The 26127-nt window shown below is 33.9% G+C and carries 18 protein-coding genes; 10 read left to right on the top strand and 8 right to left on the bottom strand.

Annotated features, from left to right (window positions below; all coding sequences use genetic code 11):
* Window positions 1-193 precede the first annotated feature (193 nt).
* Genes LBV24_RS06765 through LBV24_RS06745 form a run of 5 tightly spaced genes read left to right on the top strand, consistent with a single transcriptional unit; the run spans window position 194 to window position 7572 of the window.
* Complete coding sequence (locus tag LBV24_RS06765; protein ID WP_224477842.1) at window positions 194-1669, top strand: type I restriction-modification system subunit M; 1476 nt, start codon at window positions 194-196, stop codon at window positions 1667-1669.
* Window positions 1666-2886, top strand: a complete 1221-nt coding sequence (locus LBV24_RS06760; RefSeq protein ID WP_224477841.1) for a restriction endonuclease subunit S — start codon at window positions 1666-1668, stop codon at window positions 2884-2886. Before LBV24_RS06765 ends, LBV24_RS06760 begins: the two co-directional genes overlap by 4 nt.
* Before the next feature lies 1 nt (window position 2887).
* Window positions 2888-3274 carry a hypothetical protein gene (locus LBV24_RS06755; RefSeq protein WP_224477840.1) on the top strand — a complete coding sequence of 129 codons (387 nt, stop codon included), beginning with the start codon at window positions 2888-2890 and terminating at the stop codon, window positions 3272-3274.
* The gene (locus LBV24_RS06750; protein WP_224477839.1) at window positions 3271-6717 is read left to right on the top strand and encodes a DEAD/DEAH box helicase family protein; all 3447 of its coding nucleotides are present in this window, start codon (window positions 3271-3273) and stop codon (window positions 6715-6717) included. Before LBV24_RS06755 ends, LBV24_RS06750 begins: the two co-directional genes overlap by 4 nt.
* Window positions 6718-6735: 18 nt before the next feature.
* Entirely contained in the window at window positions 6736-7572 is an 837-nt protein-coding gene (locus LBV24_RS06745) for a hypothetical protein (RefSeq protein WP_224477838.1), read from the top strand.
* 201 nt (window positions 7573-7773) lie between these two features.
* Here LBV24_RS06745 and LBV24_RS06740 read toward each other — a convergent pair whose 3' ends face one another.
* From LBV24_RS06740 to LBV24_RS06725, 4 genes are all read right to left on the bottom strand, one after another.
* The gene (locus LBV24_RS06740) at window positions 7774-8082 is read right to left on the bottom strand and encodes a hypothetical protein (RefSeq protein WP_224477837.1); all 309 of its coding nucleotides are present in this window, start codon (window positions 8080-8082) and stop codon (window positions 7774-7776) included.
* Between the two features lie 431 nt (window positions 8083-8513).
* Window positions 8514-9188 (bottom strand): hypothetical protein, encoded by a 675-nt coding sequence (locus LBV24_RS06735; protein WP_224477836.1) that lies wholly within the window; start codon window positions 9186-9188, stop codon window positions 8514-8516.
* A 280-nt stretch (window positions 9189-9468) separates the two neighbouring features.
* Complete coding sequence (gene ppgK / locus LBV24_RS06730) at window positions 9469-10200, bottom strand: polyphosphate--glucose phosphotransferase (protein WP_224477835.1); 732 nt, start codon at window positions 10198-10200, stop codon at window positions 9469-9471.
* 242 nt (window positions 10201-10442) lie between these two features.
* Complete coding sequence (locus LBV24_RS06725) at window positions 10443-12497, bottom strand: HD family phosphohydrolase (RefSeq protein WP_224477834.1); 2055 nt, start codon at window positions 12495-12497, stop codon at window positions 10443-10445.
* 114 nt (window positions 12498-12611) lie between these two features.
* Here LBV24_RS06725 and LBV24_RS06720 point away from each other — a divergent pair, with 114 nt between their 5' ends.
* The gene (locus tag LBV24_RS06720; protein ID WP_224477833.1) at window positions 12612-13790 is read left to right on the top strand and encodes an acetyl-CoA C-acyltransferase; all 1179 of its coding nucleotides are present in this window, start codon (window positions 12612-12614) and stop codon (window positions 13788-13790) included.
* Between the two features lie 9 nt (window positions 13791-13799).
* Window positions 13800-14549, top strand: a complete 750-nt coding sequence (locus LBV24_RS06715; protein WP_224477832.1) for a C40 family peptidase — start codon at window positions 13800-13802, stop codon at window positions 14547-14549.
* Window positions 14550-14599: 50 nt separating this feature from the next.
* Here LBV24_RS06715 and LBV24_RS06710 read toward each other — a convergent pair whose 3' ends face one another.
* Window positions 14600-15889, bottom strand: a complete 1290-nt coding sequence (locus LBV24_RS06710; RefSeq protein ID WP_224477831.1) for a tetratricopeptide repeat protein — start codon at window positions 15887-15889, stop codon at window positions 14600-14602.
* 29 nt (window positions 15890-15918) lie between these two features.
* On the bottom strand, window positions 15919-18447 hold the full coding sequence (gyrA, locus tag LBV24_RS06705) for a DNA gyrase subunit A (protein WP_224477830.1): 2529 nt from the start codon (window positions 18445-18447) through the stop codon (window positions 15919-15921).
* Window positions 18448-18706: 259 nt separating this feature from the next.
* On the opposite strand from gyrA, the gene LBV24_RS06700 reads away from it, so the two are divergent.
* Together LBV24_RS06700 and LBV24_RS06695 are read left to right on the top strand one after the other, a co-directional pair.
* The gene (locus LBV24_RS06700; protein ID WP_224477829.1) at window positions 18707-21259 is read left to right on the top strand and encodes an ATP-dependent Clp protease ATP-binding subunit; all 2553 of its coding nucleotides are present in this window, start codon (window positions 18707-18709) and stop codon (window positions 21257-21259) included.
* Window positions 21260-21337: 78 nt separating this feature from the next.
* Window positions 21338-21706 (top strand): hypothetical protein, encoded by a 369-nt coding sequence (locus LBV24_RS06695; RefSeq protein ID WP_224477828.1) that lies wholly within the window; start codon window positions 21338-21340, stop codon window positions 21704-21706.
* A gap of 13 nt (window positions 21707-21719) precedes the next feature.
* Here LBV24_RS06695 and hutH read toward each other — a convergent pair whose 3' ends face one another.
* Window positions 21720-23252: a histidine ammonia-lyase gene (hutH, locus tag LBV24_RS06690; RefSeq protein WP_224477827.1), complete on the bottom strand. Its 1533-nt coding sequence runs from the start codon at window positions 23250-23252 to the stop codon at window positions 21720-21722.
* Window positions 23253-23378: 126 nt separating this feature from the next.
* On the opposite strand from hutH, the gene LBV24_RS06685 reads away from it, so the two are divergent.
* A complete protein-coding gene (locus LBV24_RS06685; RefSeq protein ID WP_224477826.1) occupies window positions 23379-24416 on the top strand; it encodes a TlpA family protein disulfide reductase in 1038 nt (345 codons plus the stop codon).
* Between the two features lie 33 nt (window positions 24417-24449).
* Here the strand turns inward: LBV24_RS06685 and LBV24_RS06680 are convergent, their stop codons facing one another.
* Window positions 24450-26000 carry an NAD(P)H-hydrate dehydratase gene (locus LBV24_RS06680; RefSeq protein ID WP_224477825.1) on the bottom strand — a complete coding sequence of 517 codons (1551 nt, stop codon included), beginning with the start codon at window positions 25998-26000 and terminating at the stop codon, window positions 24450-24452.
* Window positions 26001-26127 lie beyond the last annotated feature (127 nt).

The raw sequence follows: 26127 nt of genomic DNA, 5'->3' as shown, positions 1-26127 counted from the left end.
ATTTCAAAAAAAGTCATTGCATTATTCGCAATAAAACACCCTTTTTATTGATAGGCCAACTCTCAAAATTTACTGTTTAATCAATTAATTTTACACTGTTTTCTTACAATATCTTCTAATTTGTAGGTAATGCAGTTTCACTTTCTTAAATTTAAGGTTTGTTAAAAATCAATATAAAACTACATTCGATTACATGATAACAGGCGAACTCAAATCACAAGTAGATAAAATATGGGAGACTTTCTGGTCTGGAGGTATTTCTAACCCACTTTCAGTTATAGAGCAGTTTACATACCTGCTATTTATCAGAAGATTAGACGAAAGACAGCTCTTAGAAGAAAAGAAAGCCAATACAGTAGGTATTCCAATTCAAAATGCTCTATTCACACCAGCACAAAAAGAGCTTCGCTGGAGCTCATTTAAAAATAAAGATCCGGAAAGCATGTTTGAGCTGTTTACTAAGCCTTCAGTAGATGGTATGACAGTCTTTGATCATATGAAGCAAGTTGGGCATACAGCAGGCATCTTTGCAGATTTTATGAAGAACGCCAACTTTATCATCGCTACACCTAAACTACTAGATCAGGTAGTACAGCTTATTGATGCTATTGATATGAAAGACAGGGATACAAAGGGTGATTTATACGAATACATGCTTAGCAAAATTGCATCGGCTGGCACCAATGGACAGTTTAGAACACCACGACATATCATTCGTATGATGGTAGATATGGTAAAGCCTAAAAAAGATGATATCATCTGTGATCCTTCTGCTGGAACAGCTGGGTTCTTGGTGACTGCAAGCGAATATTACAGAGAAAATCATAACGATTGGTTCTTAGATAAAGACTTTAGGGATCATTTTAACAACGAGATGTTTAATGGTATCGAAATAGATGATACCATGGTGCGTATTGGTGCTATGAACTTACAGTTACATGGTATTGATAGCCCAAATCTGACTAAAGGCAATGCACTTGGTGAGAGTATGGCAGATATTAGAGATCAGTACTCGTTAATATTAGCCAATCCACCATTTAAAGGAGCATTAGACTATGATGTTGTAGAAGGCTCAGTACTAAAAATGGTTAAGTCTAAGAGAACCGAATTACTCTTTTTAGCACTCATGCTACGCATGCTTAAAACAGGTGGTAGATGTGCTGTAATAGTGCCAGATGGTGTGCTCTTTGGAAGTTCGAAAGCACATAAACAAATAAGACAGGAGATTATTGAAAATCATAAGCTAGATGCTGTTATTTCTATGCCTAGTGGTGTGTTTAAACCTTATGCAGGTGTAAGTACAGCAGTGTTGTTCTTTACCAAAACTGGTACAGGAGGAACTGACAAGGTTTGGTTCTATGATATGGAAGCAGATGGCTACAGTTTAGATGATAAGCGTTCACCAGTTAAAGACAATGATATTCCAGAAATACTATCTAGATATCATTCCATGGAGAATGAACAAGCAAGAGCAAGAACTGAAAAAAGCTTCTTAGTACCTTTTGATGAGATTAAGGAAAACGATTGGGATCTATCCATTAACCGCTATAAAGAAATTGTTTACGAAGAAATTGAGTATGATCCACCCGCTACTATTATCAGTGATATTGAAACGTTAGACAAACAGCGTGAAGAAGCTTTAACTGCTTTAAAGGAGATGTTACAATGAATTTAGTCGGTAAAAATGTTCATACTGAAAAATTAAGCAATTTGGTGTTAGATATGCATCAAGGTATAAATACGGTAACCGAGAAAGTTGAATACCTACCAGAAGGAATACCGATTATTCAATCTAAACATATTACAAAGGGCTATTTGCATTTTAATGATGCCAAGTTTTTAAGTAAAGAAGCATACTTGAAATATAAAGATAAATATCAGCCTAAACTTGATGATTTACTAGTTTGTAATATTGGAACAATAGGAAAAAGTTTACGAATCTCTGACGATAATCCTTTTTTAATTGCGTGGAATTTATTTTTAATTAAAATTAAAAAAGAGCATTTGTTTTCTTCTTTTTTCGCTCATTACCTTAATTATTTGGCTGATAAAAAATATTATGACAGATTTTTAACAGGAGGAACAGTCAAGTTCATTAACAAAAAAACAATGGGGAATATTCCAGTACCCCTACCACCCCTAGACCAGCAAAAACAGATAGCCAACATATTAGATACCGCAGATGCCTACCGGCAAAAAACAAAAGCCCTCATAGATAAATACGACGCCCTTACCCAATCCCTGTTTCTGGATATGTTTGGGGACCCTGTTACTAATCCGAAGGGGTGGGAAACTAAAAAATTCGAGGCTTTTACCTTAAAGTACAACCAAGGTGTTAATACTACTACCGAAAAAATTAAATATTCCAAAGAAGGAACATTTCCAATAGTTAGAGCCGGTGAGGTAGGAAAGGGAAGTTTGAATTTTGATTCTGTTGTTTTTGTTGATGAAGAGAATGAGTCAAGAATCAAAGACACATGCAAACCAGTATTTGGAGATGTACTTTACGCCAATATAGGTGCAAATTTAGGAACAGCTTGTTTAGTAGAAACAACTAAAAAGTTTGGTATAGCATGGAATGTTTTTAGAATACAACTTAAAGACGATGTTAATAGAATGTTCTTTGTACATCAACTAAATTCTGAATGGATAAGAAGGGTGATATGGTCAAAAGTAAAAACGGCGACAGTCCCTTTTATTAGTGGTAAACAGATTGCTGTTATGGATTTTATTAACCCGCCACAAGAAATTCAAAATCAATTTGCAGAGCGTGTTAAGGCTATAGAAGCTCAAAAAGCATTAGCACAGCAAGAACTAGATAAAGCAGATGAGTTGTTTAACAGCCTGTTACAAAAGGCGTTTAAAGGGGAGCTAAAACATAAATAAGATGGCAAAATTTGATGAAACAGTAAGGCATTTAATGGGAGTTTATTTTCAAATTGATTTAAAAACTAAAGAAGATTTTTATGTATTTGGTGATCATAAATTCACAGTTCAATTTAATCGGCTAAATATTGATTTTAAAACCCTGCCAGGATATAAAATACCAGACATTTTAAAGAGTAATGTTGATTATCCTCATGAGCATTTAAATTGTTTATTCAAATTCTATTTCAATGAAACTGATGTTCGTGTAAGAATTGATGATTCATCACCGGTATTGCTTGAATCCCGTAATTATTCAAGTGAGAATTCCGAATTATTAATCGCAGTTTATTTGTGCAATTGTGTTCTTTTTCTAAACCGCTATTTAATCAGTATCGAAGCGAAATGAGCAACTTCCAATTTCTACATAACGAGTGGCCAGCCATCTTTAAAGAAGCTAAAGAAGCAGAACAGCTTACTTTAACGTCGCCTAAAGCAAGCGTGCTTATTGCTCGCAGTACTTTGGAAAAAACAATGCACTGGCTCTATGATAATGATGTAGATCTTGAATGGCCTTATGATACCAAGTTGTCTAGTTTAATTCATGCACAATGTTTTAGAGAGATTATCAAGCCTTCCATGTTCAGGGAGATCAACCTTATCCGCCTAAATGGTAATGCAGGTGCTCATGGTAAATCAATCTCACATGATCAATCCATAGCGAGTATTAAAAATCTGTTCCGGTTTTTAAGTTTTCTAGGTCTGTACTATAGTGAGGAAGATGCTGAGATCCCAATATTTACAATGGGCTTAATACCAGATGGTAATGAACATAAGGCGACACTTAAAGAACTACAAAGCTTAGAGCAACAGTTAGACCAGAGAAGGGAAAAAGAGCAATTAGAACGTAAAAAACTGGAAGAACAGGCTAATGAGATTGAGCTTCTAAAAAAACAACTTGAAGCTCAACAAATAGCTAATAAACAGCGTAGGGTTAAACGTGAAAAAGCTAAAGATCCTGATAAGGCAATACCTATTTTAATACCAGAATCTGTAACACGTAAGCTTTACATTGATGTATTGCTCAAAGAAGCAGGCTGGGAAAATTTAAAAGAGGATAAAGATTTAGAATATGAGGTGACCGGTATGCCAATAAGTACTAATCCATCAGGGATAGGATACGTTGATTACGTTCTCTGGGGTAAAGATGGCAAACCTTTAGCTGTGGTAGAAGCTAAAAAAACTATGGCTGATGCAAGAAAAGGTAGACATCAGGCAGAACTCTATGCAGATTGCTTAGAGCAAATGCATGCACAAAGGCCTATTATATTCTATACTAATGGGTTTGAAACCTTTATCTGGGATGATACCTTTTACACCGATAGGGAAATACAAGGTTTTTACACTCAAAATGAATTACAATTATTAGTTGATAGAAGAACAACTAGAAAAGATCCAAGAACCTTTAAGGTTAATACAAATATTGCAGGACGAGATTATCAATTAGAATCCATAAAACGAGTTGCTGAAAACCTAGTTGTAGATACAGTTAAAGGTAAGTTAAGAGGTGCACGAAGGGAAAGCTTGCTAGTAATGGCAACAGGATCTGGTAAAACTAGAGTTGCAACAGCTATTGTTGATATGCTTACAAAATGCAATTGGGCTAAACGTATTTTGTTTCTAGCAGATAGAAATGCATTAGTTTCACAGGCTAAAAATGCCTTTAGAGAACATTTGCCAGAGCTGTCTGCAATAGACCTTACAAAGGAAAAAGAAGACAATAACACTAGGTTAGTATTTTCAACCTATCCCACTATCATCAATAAAATAGATAAAGTAAAGACAGAAGATCAACGCTTCTATGGAGTAGGTCATTTCGATCTCATTATTATTGATGAAGCCCACCGGTCAGTATATCATAAGTACAGAGCTATATTCGAGTACTTTGATGCTATGCTATTGGGATTAACAGCAACACCTAAAAAAGATATTGATCGCAACACCTACAGCTTATTTGGTATTGAGGATGATAATCCAACATTTGCTTATGAGTTAGACAGAGCTGTAAATGATGGCTTCTTAACACCACCAAAATCTATTAGTGTGCCTCTTAAATTCCAGAGAGAAGGTATAAAGTATCATGAATTGTCAGAAGCTGAAAAGCTAGAGTATGAAGAAAAGTTTGGTGACCCCACTAATGAAGAAGCACCGGATACCATAAGCAGTGGAGCACTTAATAAATGGCTGTTTAATACAGATACAGTTGATAAGGTATTAGACCATTTAATGACCAGCGGTATTAAGGTGAGTGGTGGTGATAAGTTAGGTAAGACGATCATCTTTGCTAAAAATCATAAGCATGCTATCTTTATTGAAGAACGGTTTAATAAAAACTATCCGGAATATGGTGGAAAGTTTCTAAGGGTAATAGATAACTACGAAACAAAAGCACAGGATCTATTAGAAAAGTTTGTAGATCCCTATCAGGAACAAGATCCACAAATAGCTGTCTCTGTTGACATGATGGATACAGGTGTAGATGCACCTAGAGTAGTGAATTTGGTATTTTTTAAACTAGTAAGAAGTGCTTCTAAATTCTGGCAGATGATAGGTAGAGGTACACGATTATGTCCAGATTTATTTGGCCCAGGTGAAGATAAAAAAGAGTTTTTAATCTTTGATTACTGCCAAAACTTTGAGTTTTTTGATGAACATCCAGATGGTGCAAACGCTTCTAATGTTAAGCCTTTACTGCAACAAATCTTTGAAGCTAAACTAAAGGTGACACAGTTAATCTCAGATATTCCAGATAAGACAGATGAGCAGATAGAAATCAGAGATAAATATTTAGAAGAGCTTCATGCGAGTATCAAAAATCTAGATCACAATAGGTTTGTTGTAAGAAAACAGTTGAGGTATGTCACAGAGTACAGCAATAAATCAAAATGGCTCAATCTTTCTAAAGGTGATGTACAAGAAATAAATACACATCTATCACATTTACAGCCTGCGAACAAAGATGATGATGAATTAGCACGACGATTTGATATTCTTGTACTTATTTATCAATTATTACTGCTCTCTGGATCCGGTAATACAGGTAAATACATCACTAAGATTTCTAATATTGCCACAGCTCTACAGGGAAAAACTGGTATTCCAGACATTGTAGCTAACCTTGGGTTAATTAAAGATGTGCAGACAGAACAATATTGGGAGACCATTAATGTAAAGAAGCTAGAAGAGTTAAGGGTTGCACTTCGAGAGCTCATAAAATATTTGGACATAAAAAAACAGAAAGTTGTTGTTACACATTTTACAGATCAAATTGATTTAGAAAATATTGTTGTTGGTGAACCGGTTAAAACATATATCACCCTCAAATCTTACAAAGACCGAGTTGAAACCTACATAAGAAAAAATAAAGATCATTTAACAATACATAAGCTGTGCAATAATATAGCTATTACTAAAGATGAGCTTAACGAATTAGAGAAAATGATGTTTACAGAAAGTGTTGCAGGAACTAAAGAAGATTTTGTTAAGCAGTATGGTGAACAGCCTCTAGGGAGTTTTATCAGAAGTATTACAGGCCTCAATGAGCACACAGTAAATGAAGCCTTTGCAGATTTCTTACAAACAGGTAATTTAAGAGCAGATCAGATCACTTTTATTAGAACAGTTATGTCTTACCTTACTAAAAACGGTACAATAGATAAACAAATGCTGTTTGAGCCACCGTTTACAGATCTTAATGATCAGGGCTTAATAGGTGTTTTTGAAAATGATGCAGACGTAACAAAAATTGTTAAAATCATTGATTTGATTAATAATAACGCAGAAGCAGGATAACATATAATATTATAAATTATGAAAAAACTATTTTATTTTTTAATAGTAATTGTGTTCTTCGGATGTGAAACGGAAGAACAAAAAAAGCAAAAAGCTCAAGAGGTAGTTCAAGCATTAATTTCAAACATTCAGGTAGATAACTACGAATCTATTTACGAATACTATCCATCATTTAAAAACTGGACAGGAAGCTATTACAAGTATAATTCGGTTGATATCACGTCTACTATGTTAAAAGATGATGGAACTATTGAAATATTTGCAAATGCAGGTGGTAGTAATCAGCTTTTCTTTGCACTTAAAAAAGTTGATGGAAATTATAAAATCGTTAGATCTAAAGGTTTATCAGCGTATTTTAACTCAGATCTTTACAAATACTGTAAAAAAATTGGTTGTATTGGTAGTAATGAAACTGATCTAGATATTGGGAGGATTTGTAAAGAAAATGAAGATGATTTCAACTATCTGGTACGTAAGATTAAAAATAAAATTGAAGATAGTTTTAGACTTGAAAATCAGTCATTAAATAAAGCTGGTGGTTATGGTATTCCTTTGTATGTTTCAGGTGATATAATTGTTAAAAATTATTCTCGTTTTACTATAAGTGCTTACTCATATGATATTTACATAAAGTTTCTTAACAGTCAGGATAAAGAACTCTATAAGTTTAAGTATCGTACTAATTTTAGTGATATTGCATTCAATTCAAGTGAAACACTGCATATAATGCAGGATATTGACAGAAGTTATAAAAAGGTAGATGTGGAATTAGTTATTTTGAATACTGATTTTATTGAAGATTTAATAGGTAATTACGCAGAAGGCATTAGGTGTAGTTATTCTGATAATTTATAATATAACTTATAAAGTTATAAATCCTTATTACCGCATCCCTGAGCTTTATGGTTAGCTCGGATGCTACTTTTAATTAAATTTTTAAATATTAAAAATTAAAGGGGTATACTAAACAAGTGTATTTTTAGCTATTTATTGAAAATAATTTATTCCGGTCATAGAATTAAATATAGCTTTTAGCTAATCTATTATTAAGTTTATTTAAATATTTCTAACTAATCTTACCCAGCACTGAGGATCTGGTCGTTGACCTGGATGAGTAAAATTCTCACCACTTCTAAAGGATACTGTATTCTTAATCCAAGTTGAACACCAATAATTTTCATGTTTAAATTTACCAATAGCTTTTTGATGTAAACGAAACATTAATAATAACTCTTCATTAGTTGGTAATCGCCATCTGTCACCTATTTCTGAATCAACATTAATAGCATCTCGCAATAACATTTTTTCTGGCAGATCATTTTCAGCAATCTCAAAACTGAATTTATTAGTTAGCACATAATACATCTGATAGTAATTTATTGTAAAAATCTTACTTTAAAGATAAGCAAATGTATAGTTCTAACAAACAACCCCTATGTTGTAATCTACAATCGGATTACCCCACTAGCTTTTATTTTACTAATGCCAAAGCTATGTTTACATAACGCGTAGTTATAGTAGCATTCATTTAGTTTCTGTACTATAACTGCATTATGCAAAATATCCGCTTGCCTATGCTCTAATAGCACTTTACATTTTAATACTAAAAATGTAAAAAGCTATTTGTTTGCCTGTATGAGTAGCTTAATTATAAGCTCTACTGCGTAAAACATTATAATACGCTACACATACTCTGTGCTTGCTTTGCTTAGCTTCAGAATAGCGTTTAATGCTATAATTCTAAAATACCTTTAGCTATGAGTATTAAAGACAGAACAGTCGTATTTTGAGTTTAGTCATTGATGATTAATTTCAACGTCTAAAGTATCTGCAGTAGATATATTTATATCCTGCTCGCCAGAATTAATACTATTATTGTTTATGTATTTATTCCAAACAACTGCATTTGATCCTGCTCGTGTATTTTTAATAATAACAGTATCAGATTGGATTTCATTTAAAATTATACCATCTGGACAATGATATGGGAGGTCACCTGTCTGTATCTCTAGGAAATTGTATAGGATATGTAAATTATCATCATTATTCTCAGGTGTAAATGATTGAATATGAAACCTAATATAGGCAGTTGGTGATAAGTAAAAACTTCTCGAAGTATTAAAATCACTTCCATCAGGATGTGGCCAATTTAAAAACATACAAAATGGACTCCAATAAAGTTGGTCTGTATTTTCTTGAATTTCAAAATGTAATACATCACCTAATGAGGAACTTGGAGTAAAACAAATTTCCCCATTTAGATCAGTAATTTGTCGTATATCATAACCTACTCCGCTTAAAGGTCTTTCAATAGACATGAAAACACCTAGACCTTGTATGGGTATATTAGTTTCTTTATCTATGAATTTGTAACAAATTTCATTACGACCTTCGTCATTATTCGATGAGTCTTTACTACATGAAAAAAAGGTAAAGACAGAAAGAATTATTATTGTCATTAAGCTTTTCATCACATATTAGTTTTAACACTATTAAATGTTGATATAATTAATTAATCATACAATGATAAAAATCACTATTTTCACAATAATAATAAGGTTAAGTTTTTGCACAATATTTGCACAAACCTTCTCAGGAATAACTGAGGCTAACAAACATCGTAGCTCAGCTGGATAGAGCATCTGCCTTCTAAGCAGACGGTCACAGGTTCGAATCCTGTCCCGATCACAAAAAGCCATTTCATTATAGAAATGGCTTTTTTGTTTTTAATAGAATTTTGATTTTGAATATTTATTTTGCTAGAAGAGCTGCCCCTACAATGCCTGCATTATTTTGATAGGCAGCTGGTATAACCGGTGTATTAATTTTAATTTGCTCCTTATAACGATCAAACTTTTTACTTGCACCTCCTCCAATTATAATATAATCTGGTGAAAACAACTTTTCTAACAGTCGCAAAAATTTATGGACACGTGCGCCCCATTCCTGGTAAGATAACTTGTAACGCTTACGCGCAGCGTCAGAGGCATAATATTCTATTCGTTTATGCTTTTTATATGGCATTGAGCCTAACTCAAAATTTGGAATTAATTCACCATTATAAAATGCGCCTGACCCAATCCCTGTTCCAAGGGTTATCATAAATACCAATCCTTTTTTGCCTTTCCCAGATCCAAAAGTCATGGTAGTTAACCCCGCAGCATCAGCATCATTAGCTACCGAGAAGTCTAGACCGGTTCTTTCCTTAAATAGATCCTCCACATTAACACCTCTCCAACTTTTATGGATATTTACACTGGTATGGGCAATACCATGTGTCACTAATGCAGGAAATCCACATCCTACTTTACCTTTCCAATTAAAATGTTCAACTAGCTCTGCGACCTCATCAGCAACATCAGAAGGTTTTGCACCCTCAGGAGTTGGTATACGATGACGTTCCGAAACGAGTTCACCTGTTTCTATATTTACTATAGCGCCCTTGATTCCTGAGCCACCAATATCAATCCCTAATAATTCCATAAGTTGAAAATGTTATATCGTCTAATTGAGACTAAAAGTAAAAGGCTAAATATAGTCAAAAGAGACTTCATTTTATGAATGTTAGTAAATGGATTTGTAACAACTATGTATTATAATATTTTATACTATTTTTAATTCAGATGTCGTGAAGCCTTGTGGTTGGCTTGGTCGGGAGCTGAGTGGCAATAGATTCTAATCCTTATTCCATCACATCGCTTTAATGAAAATGCATAGTTTTTATTTTACTCTGGATACTCAATCCTTAAATGATAAATATTGGCAAGCTTATGCTTCAGTACCTTTTTTATGGATTGAATTTCCTTAAACGTAATATTTGCATTTAGGAATTGTCCACTTTCCATTTGTTTGGTTACTATATTTTCAACAAAGTCATTAATTTTTGTACTTGTAGGTTCTTTAAGACTCTTTGAAGCGGCTTCTACACTATCACACATCATTAAAATAGCAGTTTCTTTGCTAAATGGCTTTGGCCCAGGATATGAAAAGTCTTCAATATTAACATCTTCTTCATTTATAGACTTTTCTTTCATATAGAAATAATAGACCAAACTTGTGCCATGATGTGTTCTTATAAAGTCAATAACTCTATCTGGTAAGTTATTCTTTTTTGCAATTTCAATGCCTTGAATAACATGGTCTATAATAATACCGGCACTTTCCTTGTTTGATAATTCTTCGTGTGGATTAATGCCGTTACTTTGATTTTCCGTGTAAAATGTTGGGTTATTCATTTTACCAATGTCATGGTATAGCGCACCTACCCTAACCAACATAGCGTTGGCACCAATTTCATTTGCGGATGCTTCAGCAAGATTCGCCACGTTCAACGAATGGTGAAATGTACCAGGTGCTCTATTAGAAAGCTCTTTCAATAGTTTTGTATTAGTATCTGATAATTCTAACAACGACACATCTGATACAAGCCCAAATATCTTCTCGTAGATATATATCAATGGTTGTACAAATAGCGTTGCTAAACCACATAATATAAAAAGACCAAAAGTCTCCCATTTTAAATTGGCGACTTGTCCTTCATGAATTACAAAAAAAGCAAAATATGCAATGATATATATAAAAGTAATTTGACCTACTGATATAAATAAATTTGCTCGTTTATACAGTTCCGACACAGTTAAAATCGTTACAATACCTGCAATAATCTGTAGAAACATATACTCATAACTGTTAGGTACTATAAAACCTAATAAAAGTACGGTTAATACGTGAGCAAACAATCCTAATCTAGCATCAAAAAACGCCTTTAGCACTAGTGGTAAAATACATAAAGGAACAATGTAGATGTATTGAGAATTGTAATTGATCACTAGCGTGGTTAAGAATATCATCAACACAATATTGAAGAAGATAAAGGTCACCTTTGTATTGTTTAAAAACACTTCTAACCTATACTTTCTTAAAAACAGCAACAACATGAGTAAGGCTAAGGCAACCAGCAAAGTGTATGCTACCAGAACCCAATTATAATTGGCTGTATTCCAAACCTGAGATTCATATTCTGATTTGAGTGAATCTAATACGGCAAATTGCTCTTCTTCTACAACCTGACCTTTTGAAATAATTAATTGATCTTTTTCAATGCTACCTCTTGTTAAAGAGACTTTAAGTAGTTCTTCCTCTAAAGTTTTATCTGTAAGTATATTGTTAAGACTTACGTTAGGCTTAATGATATCAAAAAAGAGGGATATCATTCTGTTCTTATCGTTTACCGAAATATCTGAACCAAAATGAATTTCAATAGTTGGTCTTAATGAACCTATCTGAAACAAATCATTAAAAACCAGTTCCTTTTGTATCTGATTATCGAATACTAAATTTACTGGCCTATCCTTATTAAAGCTATATTCAGTATCCAACACTCCATTATCAAATAATCTATCTATTAAACTCCTACCCGATTTATACAAGCTGGTATTTTGAGTACTTATATATATGGAGTCGGCAAAAGTTCGGTTGAAAGCTGTCAGGTAGTCATTCAAAACAACGTCCTTTATAGCAGGATCAACTTCAAAAAAAACTGGGCTGGTTTTTCTTATATCAATTTGTTCATTCTCAATTTCTTCTTGGGATTTCTTTATGGCAAAATTGAATGGAGCATAAAGGTTTTCAGACTGCCATGGTTTTCCTTTTTCAAAAGAATATCTAAACTTTCCGGTTTTAGGAAATAGATATACAATAAAAAGTGTTGTTAATAGAAACAACAAAATCTTGTATATAAGTGCATGGTTTTTATACCATTTATTGAGAAGTACATTCATATACTTTCAAATGTAATAAATATTAGAAATTTAGAAGTTCATATTCAACAATACATTCCAAAATCTCTCAAAAAATCCTTAATTTCGCAACCAACTAATATAAAGACAAACATAATGAACAAGGACGTTGTTATAGTTTCAGCCGCAAGAACTCCAATTGGTAGTTTTTTAGGAAGTTTATCTTCAGTTCCAGCGCCTAGATTAGGTGCTGTTGCCATCAAAGGTGCTTTAGATAAAATAAATCTAAATCCAGATTTAGTTGAAGAAGTTTTAATGGGAAATGTTGTACAAGCAGGTACAGGCCAAGCACCTGCAAGACAAGCCGCTATTTATGCTGGGATTCCTGATACCGTTCCTTGTACTACTGTAAACAAAGTTTGTTCTTCTGGTTTAAAGGCCATCATGCAAGGCGCACAAGCGATACAATTGGGCGACGCAGAAATTGTTGTTGCTGGTGGAATGGAAAACATGAGTGCTATACCTCATTACTACCATGCACGTAGTGCCACAAAATTTGGACCTGCTACTATGGAAGACGGTATGCAAAAAGACGGCTTAGTTGATGCATATGACAAAAATGCAATGGGTGTTTGTGCAGATGCATGTGCAACAGAATATAATTTTTCTAGAGAAGACCAAGATGCTTTTGCAATTCAATCATACAAACGATCAACTGATGCATGGAATAGTGGCAAGTTTGATAACGAAGTTGTTCCTGTTGAAGTTCCTCAAAGGAGAGGCGAGCCAATAATAATTAACAGGGATGAGGAATATACCAATGTAAAAATGGAAAAGATTCCAGCTTTGCGACCTGCGTTTACAAAAGATGGTACTGTCACAGCTGCAAATGCCTCTACAATAAATGATGGCGCAGCCGCAGTAATATTAATGAGTTTAGAAAAAGCAAACGAACTCGGTCTTAAACCAATTGCCAAAATAAAAAGTTACGCAGATGCAGCACACGAGCCAAATTGGTTTACAACGGCTCCAGCAAAGGCTTTACCAAAAGCATTAGCTAAGGCTAATATTGAATTAAGTGATGTTGATTATTTTGAATTTAACGAAGCTTTCTCTGTAGTTGGCTTGACCAATATGAAAATCTTAGGCCTCTCAGATGAAAAAGTTAATGTAAATGGTGGTGCGGTTTCGTTAGGCCATCCATTGGGATGTTCTGGAGCTAGAATATTAATCACACTTATCAATGTCCTTCATCAGAATGATGCAAAAACAGGTGCTGCGGCAATTTGCAATGGTGGTGGTGGTGCTTCTGCAATGGTAATTGAACGTCCTTAATTTCAATTTATGCAATACGGCATATGTAATCTAGGTATTGTTCCTGTAAGACTTGAACCATCTGACCCAAGTGAAATGGTGACTCAAGCACTTTACGGCGACTATTTTAAAGTGTTAGAACAACGTAAAAAATGGAGCCGTATAAGACTGGCATTTGATAAGTATGAAGGCTGGATTGACAATAAACAATACAAAGAGATTTCTGAATCTGAATACAAGTCTTTATTAGATTCAAAAGCAAGACTTTCAACAGATCTTGTAGAATTTGTATCTGATGAAAAGAACAATTTATATCCTATTCCGTTAGGATCTGAATTAACTGGTATTGAACTTCTAGCACATAATTATGAAGGAAATTACTCTAATGATAAGAAAGAAAAATCTAACATAGTACAAACAGCATTTCTTTACCTTAACGCACCATATCTTTGGGGAGGCAAAACCCCATTTGGTATTGATTGCTCAGGATTTACTCAAATGGTATATAAACTTAATGGCTATAAAATACTTAGAGATGCTTCTGAACAGGCAACCTTAGGCCACGCATTAAGTTTTATAGAAGAAAGTGAACCAGGAGATTTGGCATTTTTTGACAATTCTGAAGGAAATATAATCCATGTTGGAATTATTATGGAAGACAATTATATAATTCATGCGCATGGAAAGGTAAGAATAGACCGATTAGACCATAGTGGTATATATAATGTCGATAAAAATATACATACACACAAACTGAGAGTCATTAAAAAAATCATATAAAAAAAGCAACTCGTTAAAGTTGCTTTTTTATTTATTCGTAATTCTTTGAATTAGTTTCCACCAGAGGCAGCTTCTAATTCTTCAACCATAGTTCTCATCTCTTTGAACTTGTCCATTTCACCTAAAGCACTATAGATGTTCATTAAAGTCCTTGCAGCATCTATGTTAGATTTTCTCAATGATAAAGCTTTTTCTAAATATGGAATAGCTTCTTGGTATAATTGTGAACGTTTTTCTTTTAGTTCATCATACTTTCTGTTATCAGCAGCACTTGTACCAAGGTTATTCATTTCCTCAACAATTGAAGCCTCTCCCTCTAGGATAACAACAGCTAAGTTATTATATGCATCTACATAATTAGGGTCTATTTCAATTGCTTTTTGGTAATATTTTTTAGAAGCATCTATGTTTCCGCCTTCTGCTGCTAAAACACCAAGATTATATTGTAATTCAGCATTATCCGGATCCTTTAAAGTCGCTTCTTCCATTAAAGATTTGAACTTGTCTCTGTTACCCATTTTCAAGTGAACATTTGCCTCTGATAATAATAGGCCAACGTCATCTGGGTTTTCAGATCTCGCATCCGCCATCGCACCTAAAGCCTTTTCATTCTCACCTTGACTTACATAAATAAGTGCAATATTTTTTACAATCTCTGCCGATTTAGATGAACTTTCCTCATCTTTAGCATCTGTATGGGTCTTAGCAACCTTTACAGATAAATCACGTGTTTCTTTGTTAGGAAAACGCTCTTCTTGACCATTTTCCTTATTAATTGCGTAGTAATACATTTGAACACCAGTATATCCGATATTCTTTAGTTCAATATAATGCTTTAATGCAGTATCGTAATCTTGTCCTGTAACAGCTGCAGAGGCTGCGTAATAAAGATAAAGTGTATCAGCAGGAGACATTTTGTAAACCTTTTCAAAACCAACAGATGCACTTGCATAATCCTTGCTTTGGAATGCATCATTAGCATTATTTAAAAAAGTATTCATCATCTGGGTTTTCATTTGATTAGCCTGATCGGTATATTTCAATTTACCCATTGAAGACTCTAAATCTTTTAAATCACCTAAACTTTGAATTGCACTATCGATATCGTCATTAGATCCTTTACCGTTTGCATATAAAGCTTGAGCTTTAAGAAAATAAAACTTCGCTTTTGTTTTATCATCCATATTCCCAATTAATCCTTCCGCAGAAGTTAGTGCACTTTTGGCACTTGCGAAATTAGAATTCTTAATTGCCTTTTCCATTGCTTTCAGTTCATTCTTTTGGGCAAAAGACATAGAAGTAAAAGCTAAAAGCAATACTAATGTCAGTAATTTTTTCATTTTGTAATAATTGATTTTTGTTGTTAATTTTAGTTATCTGTTTCATTAGTATCAATAGCCGTGCCATCATTACTAATATCTTGATTATCAGTTGTTTCTTCTAATACATCAGCTTCTTCATCGTCTTTCATCACCTTAGCTACTGCCGCAATAGAGTCTTTCCCTTTTAAGTTAATAAGCTTAACACCTTGTGTAGCTCTACCCATTACTCGTAAATCTGCAACTTCCATTCTAATTGCGATACCAGACTTATTAATAATCATTAAATCATCTTCATCCGTAACATTCTTAATAGATACTAAGTTACCAGTTTTTTCTGTAATAGAAATAGTTTTTACACCCTTTCCACCTCTATTGGTAATTCTATAGTCATCTAAACTTGAACGTTTACCATATCCATTCTCTGACACAACCAAAATGTTACTTTCCATATCATCAACTGCAATCATGCCAATAACTTCATCTTTGTCGTTAGCTAAAGTAATTCCTCTTACACCTGAAGCATTTCTACCCATCGGTCTAGTTTTGGCCTCTTCAAATCGGATGGCCTTACCAGACTTAAGCGCTAGCATAACTTGGCTTTCACCAGTGGTTAATTTAGCTTCTAATAACTCATCACCATCCTTAATTGTAATAGCATTAATACCATTAGTTCTTGGTCTTGAGTACTGTTCTAATGAGGTTTTCTTCACTTGACCCTTCTTAGTAGCCATTATCACATAATGACTATTAATGTAATCTTCATCCTTTAGATCTTGAGTACAAATAAATGCCATTACCTTATCATCTTGCTCTATATTAATAAGGTTTTGAATTGCTCTACCCTTTGAGGTTTTAGAGCCTTCTGGAATTTCATAAACACGCATCCAGAAACATTTTCCCTTTTGAGTAAAGAACAACATATATTGATGGTTCGTACCAACAAATAAGTGTTCTAAGAAGTCTTCGTTTCTAGTAGTAGATGCTTTTTGACCTACGCCTCCTCTATTTTGAGTTTTGTATTCAGTCAATGAAGTTCTCTTAATATAACCTGCATGAGAAATGGTAATTACCACTTTCTCGTCTGGTATCATATCTTCAATACTTAAATCACCACCTGCGTACTCTATTAAAGAACGTCTTTCATCACCATATTTATCCTTTACAACATTAAGTTCTTCCTTAATGATGTCCATTCTTCGATCTTTTTTATCTAATATATCCTTAAGATCTTCAATGGTTTTCATTAACTCTTCATATTCTGCACGCAATTTATCTTGCTCGAGACCAGTTAATTGACGCAGTCTCATTTCTACGATGGCCTTGGCCTGTATCTCAGTAAGTTTAAATCGCTCAATCAATTTAGCTCTTGCTTCGTCAGCATTAGCTGATGCTCTGATCAATGCTATTACCTCATCGATATTGTCTGAAGCAATTATTAATCCCTCTAATATATGTGCACGTTCTTCTGCTTTTCTAAGTTCATACTTTGTACGTCTAACAACAACTTCATGTCTGTGCTCAACAAAGTAATGAATTAGGTCTTTTAAGTTTAATAACTGAGGTCTACCATTTACAAGGGCAATATTATTTACACTAAATGATGATTGAAGTGCTGTATATTTATAAAGTTTGTTTAAAACAATATTTGGAATTGCATCTCGCTTTAAAACATATACAATACGCATTCCATTTCTATCAGACTCATCCCTAATAGTAGAAATACCTTCAAGCTTTTTATCGTTAACCAAATCAGCAGTTTTCTTAATCATATCTGCCTTATTGACTTGGTAAGGGATTTCATTAACGATAATACACTCGCGACCATTAACTTCTTCAATATTGGCTTTACCTCGCATTACGATACGACCTCGACCAGTGTGAAAAGCTTCTTTAACACCATCATAACCATAGATTATACCACCAGTTGGAAAATCTGGAGCTTTAACATGCTGCATTAGCTCATCAATCTCTATGTTAGTATTGTCTATATATGCAATGGTTCCATTTACAACCTCAGTAAGGTTATGAGGTGGCATATTAGTTGCCATACCCACAGCAATACCAGATGCTCCATTAACTAACAAACCAGGTATACGAGTTGGTAAAACGGTTGGTTCTTCTAAAGTATCGTCAAAATTTAGTTTGTGGTCAACAGTTTCCTTATCTATATCTGCCAACATGTCCTCTGAAATCTTGCGCATACGAGCTTCCGTATAACGCATTGCTGCCGGACTATCTCCATCTACAGATCCAAAATTCCCTTGTCCATCAATTAACATGTAACGCAAACTCCATTCTTGAGCCATACGTACCATTGTATCATAAACCGACGTATCTCCATGTGGGTGATATTTACCTAATACCTCACCAACTATCCTTGCTGATTTTTTATGTGCAGTATTAGCTCTAACACCAAGTTCGTGCATGCCATATAAAACACGTCTATGAACTGGTTTTAGTCCATCTCTTACATCTGGTAAAGCACGTGACACAATGACCGACATTGAATAATCAATGTAGGCTGATTTCATTTCATCCTCAATGTTAATTGGAATAAGTTTTTCTCCTTCTGCCATATATTTAAATAATTAATTTTTTGTAGGTTTTCAAAACGTGCTAATATAACTAAAATAGCAGTGTTTGAAGAGTTCTAGCAAGTGAATTTTAGCACTTTTTATTAACAATATTTAATATCTTTTTTTTAATAAGTATCTCCTATTTTACTTTGATATAAAATGGTTTTTTAGTCTCTTCGTTTCCAACTATTAATTAAGGTATAGTTTTTGCCATATAATTAATATGTTTTATTATTTTTAATGCAGAAAGGAAATTACTATGGATGATAATTTTTCACCAAGAGTTAAGGATGTAATTGCATACAGTAAAGAGGAAGCTTTGAGGCTTGGTCATGACTTTATTGGAACCGAACATTTGATGTTAGGCTTATTAAGAGATGGCAACGGCAAAGCTATTGATATTTTAAATTCACTTGATGTAGATCTAAATCATTTAAGAAGAAAAGTTGAAATTTTAAGCCCAGCAAATCCAAATATTGTAACCACATCTAACGAGAAGAAAAACCTACATTTAACTAGGCAGGCAGAACGTGCCTTAAAGACAACATTTTTAGAAGCAAAACTATTTCAGAGTACTTCTATAAATACTGCACATTTATTGTTGTGCATTTTAAGAAATGAAAATGACCCTACAACAAAGCTTTTAAATAAGCTAAAAGTAGATTATGATAACGTAAAAGAAGAATTTAAGTCAATGATTACAAGCGAAGACGATTACATAGACACACCAAAGGCAGAATCATTCTCTGACGACGAAATAAACGAAGAAGAGGAAGCGAAACAGAATCCATTTGGAGCAGGACAATCAGGCAAAACAAATAAGAAGTCTAAAACACCTGTGTTAGACAATTTTGGTAGGGATCTAACGGTTTTAGCTGAAGAAGGTAAACTTGATCCTGTTGTGGGACGCGAAAAGGAAATACAGCGTGTTTCACAAATATTAAGTAGACGTAAGAAAAATAACCCGCTATTAATTGGAGAGCCAGGAGTTGGTAAATCTGCAATTGCTGAAGGTCTTGCCTTGCGTATTGTTAAACGTAAAGTTTCAAGAACTTTATTTAATATGCGTGTAGTGACTTTAGATTTGGCAAGCTTGGTTGCTGGAACAAAATATAGAGGTCAGTTTGAAGAGCGTATGAAAGCTGTTATGAACGAACTTGAAAAGAATGATGACATTATTCTTTTTATAGATGAAATTCATACCATCGTTGGAGCTGGTGGTGCAACAGGAAGTTTAGATGCTTCTAATATGTTTAAACCTGCGCTAGCCAGAGGCGAAATTCAATGTATCGGTGCAACCACATTAGATGAATATCGTCAATATATTGAAAAGGATGGTGCTTTAGAGCGTCGTTTTCAAAAGGTAATTGTAGAACCTACAACTGTAGAAGAAACTATCGAAATATTGAACAACATTAAAGGTAAGTATGAAGAACACCATAATGTTGATTATACCGATGAAGCAATTGAAGCTTGTGTAAAGCTTACAAATAGATATATGACAGAGAGATTCTTACCAGACAAAGCAATTGATGCATTAGATGAAGCAGGCTCTAGAGTTCATATAACCAATATTGACGTACCAAAACAGATTATAGAATTAGAAAAGAAATTAGAAGAAGTACGAGAAACTAAGAATAGTGTTGTTAAGAAACAGAAGTATGAAGAAGCTGCTAAACTAAGAGATGATGAAAAACGTCTTGAAAAAGATTTAGCTTCGGCACAGGAAAAGTGGGAAGAAGAAACCAAACAACACAGAGAGGTTGTTACAGAAGATAACGTTGCTGACGTTATTTCTATGATGACAGGAATTCCAGTTAACAAGATTGCTCAAACTGAGCTTAATAAGCTAGCACAATTACCTGAACTTATTAAAGGAAAGGTAATAGGTCAAGACCAGGCAGTAGCCAAGGTTGTAAAAGCAATACAAAGAAATAGAGCCGGCCTAAAGGACCCTAATAAACCAATAGGTTCGTTTATATTCCTTGGTCAAACAGGTGTTGGTAAAACACAATTAGCCAAAGTATTAGCGCGTGAGTTGTTTGACAGTGATGATGCACTTGTTAGAATAGATATGAGTGAATACATGGAGAAGTTCGCTATATCAAGATTAATCGGTGCACCTCCAGGATATGTCGGTTATGAAGAAGGTGGACAGCTAACCGAAAAGATTAGACGCAAGCCTTATGCTGTTGTATTGCTAGATGAGATTGAAAAAGCTCATCCTGACGTCTTTAACATGCTTTTACAAGTATTAGATGATGGTTACTTAACGGATAGTCTTGGTAGGAAAATAGATTTTAGAAATACCATAATTATCATGACATCTAATATTGGTGCAAGAAAGCTTAAAGATTTTGGTACTGGAGTAGGTTTTGGAACTTCTGCACAACAGGCACAAGAATCTGACCATGCGAAAGCTGTTATTGAAAACGCTCTGAAGAAAGCATTTGCACCAGAATTTTTAAATAGAATTGATGATGTAATTGTATTCAATGCTCTTGAAAAAGAAGATATCAATAAAATTATTGATATTGAATTGGTTAAGCTAGTTGATAGAATTCAAGATTTAGGATATACATTAAAACTAACTGAATCTGCAAAGGATTATATTGCTGATAAAGGATTTGATAAACAATATGGCGCAAGACCTTTAAACCGTGCGATTCAAAAATATGTTGAAGATGCATTAGCAGAAGAAATAATTGGCGCAAAGATTCAAGAAGGTGATACCATCACGATGGATTTAGACAAAAAGAAGAATGAATTGAAGATTCAAATTAAGAGTTCTAGTAAAACAACAGAATCTTAAAATTATCTTAAAATAATTTCTAAAAAACTCCTTTTAAATAAAGGAGTTTTTTTATCTTCATACCGAACTAATAAAGATATGAGAGCATCCCTAACCCTCAATTTTTGCGACATGTCTATTTACGACAACTACTTGGTTGTTGTTATGCATGAAGGCATAAATGTATTGCCGGAACACAACGAAATACTAATCGAAGTCGCAAACGAATATTTTAAAAACCAAGCTTTTGTCTACATAACACATAGAATAAATTCATATTCTGTAGATCCTCAAATATATTTTGAAACGGCTAAAATTGAAAACCTAAAAGGATTTGCAGTTGTTTCCAATGATTATAAGGCAAAAAGTAATGCTGAAGTAGAAAAAATGTTTTTTAACAAGCCGTTCGGTATTTTTTCAGAATTAAATGAAGCCGTGGATTGGGCTAATGAATTGGTAAATCAATAGGTATATTGAGTATCTAACTTTTGAGATCATAATTGTTCAAAAACAACTCCTCAACCTCAATATCTACATCTTTTAAAAATTGAATTGATGCCTCTATATCGTCATGTAATACCTCATCAACTTTAACAAACGGAACAACTTTTCTATAATGTTCTAAAAAAGATTCTAGAAGTGGTGATGTTTTTAAAGGTCTTCTAAATTCAATTGCTTGAGAAGCATTCATTAACTCAATGGCTATGACCCTCTCAACATTTCTAATTAAGGTATATGCCTGAGTCGCCGCATTGGCGCCCATACTGACGTGATCTTCTTGCCCATTACTCGAAACAATACTGTCAACGCTAGCAGGAGAAGCCAATTGTTTGTTAGCACTAACAATACTTGCAGCTGTATATTGCGGAATCATAAAACCAGAGTTTAAACCAGGATTATCCACTAAGAATGCAGGCAACCCTCTTAAACCAGAAACCAATTGAAAAATTCGTCTTTCTGAAATGTTACCAATTTCGGCCATTGCAATCTTTAAGTAATCAAGTGCAAATGCAAGTGGTTGTCCATGAAAATTTCCTCCTGAAATAATTAGATCCTCTTCAGGAAATATATTAGGATTATCGGTTACTGAGTTAATTTCTGTTAGAATAACTTTTTCTACAAAGTCTAAGGTGTCTTTTGTGGCACCATGTACTTGAGGTATACACCTAAAAGAATACGGATCTTGTACATGTTCTTTTTCTCTTTTAATCAATTCACTACCATCAAGTAATTCATTAAAACGTCTGGCTACTTTCCATTGTCCAGGATGTGGTCTTACAGAATGAACCAAATCGTGAAATGGATCTAATCTACCATCAAACGCATCTAATGATATACTGGCAATTATATCGGCCAGGTAGGATGTTTTATGCGACATTAGGAGCAGATAGACACCATATGCACTCATAAACTGGGTGCCGTTTAGCAATGCTAATCCTTCTTTTGCTTCAAGTTTAATTGGTTCCCAATTAAACTTATGTAAAATCTCGGTGGCTTCATATTCTTCATTGTCATGTACTACCCTTCCCTTACCAATTAATGGCAAAGCTAAATGTGCGAGCGGAGCCAAATCACCTGACGCACCAAGTGAACCTTGAGTATACACAAAAGGAAAAATATCGTTATTAAAAAATTCTATTAGGCGTTCTATTGTGTCCAACTGAACACCACTGTGGCCATAGCTCAATGACTGAATTTTTAAAAGCAACATTACCTTAACAACCGACTCTGGCACCCTTTCTCCAGTTCCACAAGCATGTGACATTACTAGATTTTCCTGCAGTTTAGTTAAATCTTCGTTAGAGATTTTAACATTATATAATGAACCAAAACCAGTATTTATGCCATACATAGGCTTTTTATTGCTCATTAATTTATTATCTAAATAGGTCTTACTCGATACAATTTTTTGCTTTAACTCATCTGATAATTTTAGCTTCTTATTATTCTTAAAAAGGTTGTAAATAGTAACAATATCAAGAGGTTTTGAAGAAATTATATGGTATTGATTCATGTTGAGTAGTTAATTGATGTTCAAAATTGAGAATAATTTTAAAGACTTCCACAAATTGTTAATAATTAGTGAGATTGGTTAATCCTTTATTAAATTTTTATATTTGGCCGAAATAAAACCCCATTTATGAAACAATTATTAATACTTGGACTTGCCTTATCATTAATTGCTTGTAAGGAAGAACCAAAAGATTACGCAACCATATCCGGTAAAATCGAGAATTTTGATGAGACCCAATCCATCAGAATATTTCAAGGCAGAAATTATAGCAAAATTATCGAGTTAAATGATGATGGATCTTTTAAAGATACATTGAAAGTAGTATCGGGTGATTACAATTTTCAACATGGTAATAAATATGGTCAAATTTATTTGGAAAATAACTTCGAATCCTCGTTTACGACAGATTATGAATCCTTTGCAGAATCAATAGTTTATGAAGGCGATGGATCAGATATAAATAATTTTACAGTAAAATCATTTTTGATCTCGAATGAGTACTTTGACTCCAACCTATTTTCAATGGGCACACAAGAAGATCTAGATAACGCACTTAATAATTATAATAATGCATACAAAGCATTAAAAGAAAAGTATTTTAAAGTTGATTCAACCCATTTCGCAATTGTAGATGAAAATGTTGAGCGTACAGCAAAACAGATTTCAAGTTATATGAGTTCTAGGCTGGCGATGCGTGCAAATTTCCCAAAAGGTAGTTCATCTCCTGTTTTTACGGACTATGAAAATTTTAAAGGCAACAATACCTCTTTGACAGATTTAAAGGGTAAATACGTTTATATAGATGTTTGGGCGACATGGTGTGGCCCTTGTAAGGTTGAAATTCCTTCTCTGAAAAAACTTGAAAAGCAATTTGAAGATAGAAACATTCAATTTGTTAGTATCTCAGTTGATGAAGGACGAGGATATCAAGGTGATGCTGCTGCGGCATATGAAGGCTGGAAAAAAATGGTAAAGGACAAAGAGCTTGGAGGAATTCAGCTTATTGCTGACAATGGTTTTAATTCTACTTTTATAAAGGATTATAAAATAAACAGTATTCCGAGATTTATTTTAATTGATCCAGATGGCAATATCGTTAATGCTGATGCGCCAAGACCTTCCAACCCTCAACTTGTAGAATTACTAAACAGTTTAATAATTTAAATAAAAAAGCCTTCAAAAATTTGAAGGCTTTTTTTATTCCTCCTGTTGCTGTTCACCTTCAGCAGGCTCTTCAGGTTTTTTAAATAAATCAATATAGGCTTCACCTAGTGTATCAATTATATGGCTAGCTAACAAGCTTTGATAGCCATAATCCTCTAATGAAATGTCTGCAGATCTGCCATGTAAATAAACACCAAATAAAGTTGCGGGTATTGGTTCATAACCTTGAGCCATCATTCCGGTAATAATACCAGTTAATACATCTCCAGTACCTGCGGTTGCCATACCTGGATTACCAGTTGTATTGACATATTGTTTGTCTTTATACACAGTAATTGTATTTGCACCTTTAATAACAACAATTATATCATATTTTGTTGACAGAGATCTTACTTTGCTCAGTTTATCAAAGTCATCTGTCCACTTACCTACTAACCTTTCAAGTTCTTTAGGATGAGGTGTTATAATTGTTTGGGTAGGCAATAATTTTAGCAACGATTTCTTTTTAGAAATAATATTAATTCCATCAGCGTCAATAACTAACTGTTTTTTATTCTTTTTCAGAAAAGCCTCGAAAGCATTAATTGTAATATCGTCAGTACCCATTCCTACACCAATTCCAATAACGTTTGGATCAATATTAAATGAAATATCAGTAATATAATTCTCATCCTTATCGGTAATTACCATGACCTCAGGAAGTGAAGACTGTAAACTATCATAACCACAATTAGGCACATATGCCGTCACCAGTCCTGCTCCTGAACTCAAGCAAGCCCTGCTTGCCAAGTTCACGGCACCAATTTTACCATGGCTCCCGCCTATAATAAGTGCATGCCCAAAGTCTCCTTTATGGGCAAATTTATCTCTAGGCTGATAAAGTGGTAAAACCTCAAACTTGGAAATTAATTCAGATTCTGTTTCCGTTTGCATCAAGTAATCCCTATCAATACCTATATCTAAAACTTCCCACTGTACTGTAAATCTGGCTGTTTCCGGTAAAAAGAAAACTAATTTAGGAGATTGAAAACTTAGGGTATAATTTGAATGTACTACGGCATTTTCATTATCAACTGCCTTGTCTGTATACAATCCAGATGGGATATCTATAGATAACGTAAATGCCTTTGAAGCTCTAAATTTTTGAAACAATTCCTGGACCCAATCATCTGGAGATCTATTCAATCCAATACCAAATACGGCATCTACAATAATATCGTCTTGATGAATTTGAGGAAAGTCGGCCGCGCTCGTCATCATTTTTGGCCAATCTTTAGTTACATTCTTAATTCTCTCATAGTTAATTAAGAAATCTTTAGATCGTTTATTACTACAATTTACAATATAGGTTACAACATTATATCCATGCGTACTTAGATGCCTAGCCAAAACCAGACCATCACCACCATTATTCCCTATACCGCAAAACACGTGAACTGGTACTTGCGCTCCTTGCATGCGCATATGGATCCAATTAAATATTTGGGTGCCAGCACGTTCCATTAGGTCCGTTGAAGATATATTTTGCCGTTCAGTAGTTAGTTTATCCCCTTCGTAAATTTGTTCTTTTGAAAATAATTTCATCTATGTATTCTATATCGATAAAAGTAGGTTAGCAATTCATTGATTATAATGCAATTTGGGCTTGTTTCTTTTCAGTTTTCATAAAAAGAAATAAGCTTTTCTCATAATTCCTCAAAAAATTACAATT

The organism is Winogradskyella vincentii, assembly GCF_020166345.1.
Taxonomy (GTDB): domain Bacteria; phylum Bacteroidota; class Bacteroidia; order Flavobacteriales; family Flavobacteriaceae; genus Winogradskyella; species Winogradskyella vincentii.
Note: the sequence above shows the minus strand (reverse complement) of the source record. Positions and strands in the feature narration are given on the sequence as shown.